A 5,771-nucleotide genomic window follows, 5' to 3' on the forward strand; every position below is an offset into this window, starting at 1 on the left:
GAGTCCTGTTCAATACAGAACCCAGCCCCGGCTGGCCTAGCATTCCTGAACCGTCCAACTTCTGGGGTTCAGTTCACCTGGCCGCCCGTTTTCCGTTCGTCGGCGATGCCGCAGCGAACGCCGCCGCATCGCGATCGCCCGATCGCGCCGAATCGCCCGCTAGAACTGCACTTCCGGCTTCGCCGCCGAACGCGTGCCCGGAATCGGCCGGTTGCTCGCGCCGTGATACGTGTACACGAGCGAAAACTTCACGTGGTTCGACCGGTTCTGGCCGGCCGAATGCAGTGTGTTGCAGTGGAAAAACACGACGTCGCCGGTCTGCAGCGGCGGGCACGTCGCCGCGTCGATCATCTTGCGGTTCTCCGGCAGGTCGCTGCGGAAAAACTTCGCGTCGTCGAACGCTTCCGGGCCGAATTCGGCAGTATGCGAGCCGGGCACGAGCCACAGCGCGCCGTTCTCGTTCGTTTCCGGTCCGAGCGCGAGCCATGCCGACACCATGTCCGCGCGCTCGAACGCCCAGTAGCGAAAATCGCGATGCCAGCCGGTCAGGCTCCCGTATGCGGGGTGCTTCGTCATCATGCAGTTGTGATGCGCGCGCGACAGCACGGGTTCTTCGCCGAAGTACGCGCGCATCCATGCGCCGATTTCGGGCGCAACCGCGCGCTGCGCGAACGCCGGATCGCGCGCATATGCGTCGAGCAGCCGCCGCACCGTATGCCCGCCCGGCGCGTGCTTCGACTCCGGCGCGCCCGGATAGCGCAGGTCCGCTTCGAATTCGATCGGCTCCGCCGCCTCCTGCAGCTGGCGCTCCGCAATGCGCTTGAGCGCCGCGCACTGCTGCTCGTCCACGAGGCCGCGTGCGATGACGAAGCCGCGTTCGCGCAACTCCGCGACTTGTGCGCGGATCGATTCCGACTGCAATGAAGACGACATGGGCTGCCAGATCTTGATGGTGTGAATGTGACGATTGTAAATCGGCACCGAATACGGCGAACAGCACCATTGTCGTGCGCAGGGGCATGCCAATCGTCGATTTGATCGCGCTCAACGGAACTCTGCGGCGCGGCGTCGGCCTCACCGACACGTGGCACGCGGCTTGCTCGTTGCACGAGGGTTTATCGCGACTTTTGCCGGTCACGAAAGCCCTGTAAGGTGGAGCAGCCTGTCAGTTCTGGCGGGCGCGGCGCGCAACGGGTTTCGGTAACATCCGTTGCGCCATCCGAGGCCGTTCATACCAGTGCGTTCTTCAAGGGCGCCATTTATTCAAGCGAAGCATCGTTCACATGCCATTCCGTCTGACTTCCCGTCTCAGCCGCGCTGCAAAGCGCGTGATGCCGTCCGCTCCCGTCCGCTCGCTGCGCCATCATCGCGCACGCACGCGTGCGCTCGCCGAGCGCACGGCCGCGCATGCGCGGCTGGACGGCATCCGCGCGTGGTTCCACGCGTTTTTCTCGATGATGAGCGCGCATGCGTTCGCGCGCCGTGCGGGCCTGCGCTCGCTGCTGCAGAAGCCGTCGTCGCTGCGCGCGCTCGCGCTGCGCCGCACGCTGGCGCCGCGACGCCGCATCAATCGCCCGCGCCGCCTTGCGGCAAGCAACGGCTGGTTCGGATTCGGCGCGCGTTGAACGCGCACGCCGGTGCGCGGAAGTCGCGCGCATGCCGGCGCTCGAACCCATAAAAAAACCCCGGCATAGCCGGGGTTTTTTGTTTCGGGCGAACGCTGCTTACGCGACGCGCGCCGTCGGCTCCACGCCGGCCGCTTCGGCCAGCGCGAGCGCCTTGTCGGTCGCTTCCCACGAGAATTCCGGCTCTTCGCGGCCGAAGTGGCCGTATGCGGCCGTCTTCTCGTAGATCGGACGCAGCAGGTCGAGCATCTTGATGATGCCCTTCGGACGCAGGTCGAAATGCTCGCGCACGAGCTTCGTGATCACCGCATCCGACACGCGGCCCGTGCCGAACGTGTTGACCATCACCGACGTCGGCTCGGCGACGCCGATCGCGTACGACACCTGGATCAGCGCGCGCGACGCGAGGCCCGCGGCGACGATGTTCTTCGCGACGTAACGGCCCGCATACGCGGCCGAACGGTCGACCTTCGACGGATCCTTGCCCGAGAACGCGCCGCCGCCGTGCGGCGCAGCGCCGCCGTACGTGTCGACGATGATCTTGCGGCCGGTCAGCCCGCAGTCGCCCTGCGGACCGCCGATCACGAACCGGCCCGTCGGGTTCACCAGGAACTTGATGTCGCCCTTGATCAGCTCGGCCGGCAGCGTCGGCTTGATGATTTCCTCGATCACGGCTTCGCGCAGCGCCGGCAGCTCGATGTCGGGCGCATGCTGCGTCGACAGCACGACGGTGTCGATCGAATCGGGCTTGCCGTCGACGTAGCGGATCGTGACCTGCGACTTCGCGTCCGGGCGCAGCCACGACAGACGGCCGTCGCGGCGCAGGCTCGCCTGGCGCTCGACGAGGCGGTGCGACAGGTAGATCGGCAGCGGCATCAGCTCGGGCGTTTCGTCGCACGCGTAGCCGAACATCAGGCCCTGGTCGCCGGCGCCCTGGTCGAGGTTGTCGTCGTGCGCGCGATCGACGCCCTGCGCGATGTCCGGCGACTGCTTGTCGTACGCGACCAGCACCGCGCAGCCCTTGTAGTCGATCCCGTAATCGGTGTTGTCGTAGCCGATGCGCTTGATCGTGTCGCGCGCGATCTGGATGTAATCGATGTTGGCCGTCGTGGTGATTTCACCGGCCAGAACGACGAGACCCGTGTTGCACAGCGTTTCGGCGGCAACACGCGAATATTTGTCCTGCTCGAGGATGGCGTCGAGAATCGCGTCCGAGATTTGGTCCGCGACTTTGTCCGGATGGCCTTCGGAGACGGATTCGGACGTGAAGAGATAATCGTTTGCCACTTTTTCAGGCTCCTTGGTTACGGTTGGTTTCACGTAGCCAGCTTCTTTCGGCCTGAAGCGGCGACGCTTTAGCGGATTACCAGTACCGGGCAGCGCGCTTCGCGCCAGCCGGCTTCGCCCCGCAAGTTGTCAGTTAACTCGGCGAAGCCCGTATTATAGCGGCTTTCATGAATTGTCACAGAGCGCCGCCCGTGCTGCATCCTCCGCTGTCCTTCCTCCCTGCTCGCGACGTGCCGGCATGCCGGCCCCACGGAGACTCCGCATGCTAGGCCGCATCGGCACGCACCTCGCCATCGGCTTGCTGAAGCTGCTCGCGCTGCTGCCGTACGGCATCACCGCGCGTCTCGGCGACGGCCTCGGCTGGCTGCTGTACCAGCTTCCCAGCCGGCGAAAGCGCATCGTACATATCAATCTGAAACTCTGCTTTCCCGACTGGAGCGACGCGCGCCGCGAAGCGGTCGCCGGGCAGCATTTCCGCCACGCGATCCGCAGCTACGTCGAGCGCAGCGTCCAGTGGTTCGGCTCCGAGCGCAAGCTCGAGAAGCTGATCGAGGTCGACAGCGCGATCGATCTCACCGATCCCGATCTGCCGCCGACGCTGTTCCTCGGCCTGCATTTCGTCGGCATCGAGGCCGGCTCGATCTGGCTGAACCGCTCGCTGCAGCGCCGCTGCGGCTCGCTGTACCAGCCGTTCTCCAACGCGGTGCTCGAAGAGGAGGCGAAGAAGGCGCGCGGACGCTTCGACGCCGAGATGGTCGGCCGCGCGGACAGCGCGCGCGTCGTGCTGCGCTGGCTGCGCGACCGCAAGCCGGTGATGCTGGGCGCCGACATGGACTACGGGCTGCGCAACTCGACGTTCGTCCCGTTCTTCGGCGTGCCCGCGTGCACGCTGACCGCCGTCGGCCGCCTCGCAAAAACGGGCCACGCGCAGGTCGTGCCGTTCATCGGCGAAGTGCTGCCGAACTACAAGGGCTACCGGCTGAAGGTGTTCAAGCCTTGGGATCACTATCCGACCGGCGACGACGATCTCGACGCGCGGCGGATGAACGCATTTCTCGAAGAACAGATTCCGCTGATGCCCGAGCAGTATTACTGGGTTCACAAGCGCTTCAAGACGCGTCCGCCGGGCGAGCCGAGCCTGTACTGAGGATCGCTTCGGGCGCGCCGCCGGCGACGGCGGAAATCCTCCGATCTTCGGCGGCCCGCGGCATCGGGCACCGGCTGCCGGCAAACGTCGCGCCGCCGCGCACCTTCATCGATGCCGCGCGCCCGGCCGCGCGGGACGCCCCGGTCGGCTGCATGTATCATTTGCGGTTGAGATCGGCCCGACGAACGCCGCCGTGCGCGAAGCGCGACGGCGGCCGCGTCGCGCCGGCCGCCTTGTTCGCCATGGAATTCCGGACCCAGTGAAACTCTCGTTCACCAAGATGCACGGCGCGGGCAACGACTTCGTCGTGCTCGACGGCTATTCGCGCGCGCTGCCGCCGCTCACCCAGGCGCAGGTACGCGCGCTCGCGAACCGGCACTTCGGCATCGGCGCCGACCAGCTGCTGGTGGTCGAGAAGCCGACCGTCGACGGCGCCGACTTCAAGTACCGGATCTTCAACTGCGACGGCGGCGAAGTCGAACACTGCGGCAACGGTGCGCGCTGCTTCGTGAAGTTCGTCAGCGACCGCGGGCTCACCGACAAGCGCAGCGTCCGCGTGCAGGTGATGAAGGGCCTGATTACGCTGACGATGCAGGACAACGGCGAAGTCGTCGTCGACATGGGCGCGCCGGTGTTCGAGCCCGCGCAGGTGCTGTTCGACGCGTCCGGCCTCGAAGGGCGCCCGGAAGGCCGCGACACGCTGTGGCCGCTCGACGTCGGCGGCGCGACGCGCTGGATCTCGACGGTGTCGATGGGCAATCCGCACGCGGTGCAGGTGGTCGACGATGCCGAAGCTTATCCGGTGCTCGACGAAGGTCCGCTGATCGAACGCCACGCGCGCTTTCCGCAGCGCGTGAACGCCGGCTTCATGCAGATCGTGTCGCGCCATGAGGTGAAACTGCGCGTGTACGAACGCAGCGCGGGCGAAACGCTCGCGTGCGGCACCGGTGCGTGCGCGGCGGTCGCGGCCGGCATCCGGCGCGGGCTGCTCGATTCGCCGGTCGCGGTGCACACGCACGGCGGCACGCTGACGATCGGCTGGGACGGCGCGCGCGACGAAACCGCCGCGCTGACGATGGCCGGGCCCGCCGAGACCGTGTTCGAAGGCGAGATCGACCTGAACGCGTAAGCGCCGTCACCTCGTCCGTCATCCCGTCAACGTCCTGATTCAACGCGCAACCCCATGAACGATCGCGAAGTCGCCGACTACCTGCTCGCCAACCCCGAATTCTTCGCGCAGCATGCCGAACTGCTCGCGACGATCCGTCTCGCGAATCCGCACGGCAAGGCGGCGATCTCGCTGCAGGAGCGGCAGATGGAGATGCTGCGCGACAAGAACAAGCATCTCGAGCGCCGCCTCGCGGAGCTCGTGCGCTATGGACACGAGAACGACAGCCTGTCCGCGAAGTTCAGCCGCTGGACCGCGCGCGTGATCGCGGAACGCGATCCGTACGCGCTGCCGCGCACGATCGCCGACGGCATCGCGGACGTGTTCGACGTGCCGCAAACCGCGCTGCGCGTATGGGACGTCGCCGAAACGTATGCGCAGGCCGAATTCGCACGGCAGGTCGGCGAAGAAGTGCGGCTGTTCGCAAACGGGCTGTCGACGCCGTACTGCGGCGCGAATACGGGCTTCGAAGCCGCGCAGTGGCTCGCGCCGGCGCTCGCCGCACCGGCCGCGACCGCCGCGGACGGCGGCGAAGCCCCGCCGG

General features: G+C 66.8%; 6 protein-coding genes. 4 read left to right on the forward strand and 2 right to left on the reverse strand.

Going from position 1 to position 5,771, the window contains the following annotated elements:
- Positions 1-159: 159 nt before the first annotated feature.
- Entirely contained in the window at positions 160-933 is a 774-nt protein-coding gene (locus tag BUB20358_RS27475; RefSeq protein WP_035971555.1) for a phytanoyl-CoA dioxygenase family protein, read from the reverse strand.
- Positions 934-1,283: 350 nt separating this feature from the next.
- On the opposite strand from BUB20358_RS27475, the gene BUB20358_RS27480 reads away from it, so the two are divergent.
- Entirely contained in the window at positions 1,284-1,625 is a 342-nt protein-coding gene (locus BUB20358_RS27480) for a hypothetical protein (protein WP_006763126.1), read from the forward strand.
- 99 nt (positions 1,626-1,724) lie between these two features.
- On the opposite strand, the gene metK is transcribed toward BUB20358_RS27480, so the two are convergent.
- On the reverse strand, positions 1,725-2,912 hold the full coding sequence (gene metK, locus BUB20358_RS27485; protein WP_035971554.1) for a methionine adenosyltransferase: 1,188 nt from the start codon (positions 2,910-2,912) through the stop codon (positions 1,725-1,727).
- 262 nt (positions 2,913-3,174) lie between these two features.
- Here metK and lpxL point away from each other — a divergent pair, with 262 nt between their 5' ends.
- The 3 genes from lpxL to BUB20358_RS27500 all read left to right on the forward strand — a co-directional run.
- Entirely contained in the window at positions 3,175-4,059 is an 885-nt protein-coding gene (gene lpxL, locus BUB20358_RS27490; RefSeq protein ID WP_006763124.1) for a lauroyl acyltransferase LpxL, read from the forward strand.
- Between the two features lie 259 nt (positions 4,060-4,318).
- Positions 4,319-5,188, forward strand: coding sequence for a diaminopimelate epimerase (dapF, locus tag BUB20358_RS27495; protein ID WP_035971553.1), 870 nt, complete (start codon positions 4,319-4,321; stop codon positions 5,186-5,188).
- 54 nt (positions 5,189-5,242) lie between these two features.
- Positions 5,243-5,771, forward strand: a 529-nt coding sequence (locus tag BUB20358_RS27500) for a DUF484 family protein (protein ID WP_174905164.1), incomplete at its 3' end; no start/stop codon positions are given.

This window comes from Burkholderia dolosa, from assembly GCF_902499135.1.
GTDB lineage: Bacteria > Pseudomonadota > Gammaproteobacteria > Burkholderiales > Burkholderiaceae > Burkholderia > Burkholderia dolosa.

What these genes read in the sequence shown, in the direction of transcription:
- BUB20358_RS27475 (WP_035971555.1), bottom strand. Translation starts at nt 933, where the DNA reads ATGTCGTCTTCATTGCAGTCGGAATCGATCCGCGCACAAGTCGCGGAG.
- BUB20358_RS27480 (WP_006763126.1), top strand. Translation starts at nt 1,284, where the DNA reads ATGCCATTCCGTCTGACTTCCCGTCTCAGCCGCGCTGCAAAGCGCGTG.
- lpxL (WP_006763124.1), top strand. Translation starts at nt 3,175, where the DNA reads ATGCTAGGCCGCATCGGCACGCACCTCGCCATCGGCTTGCTGAAGCTG.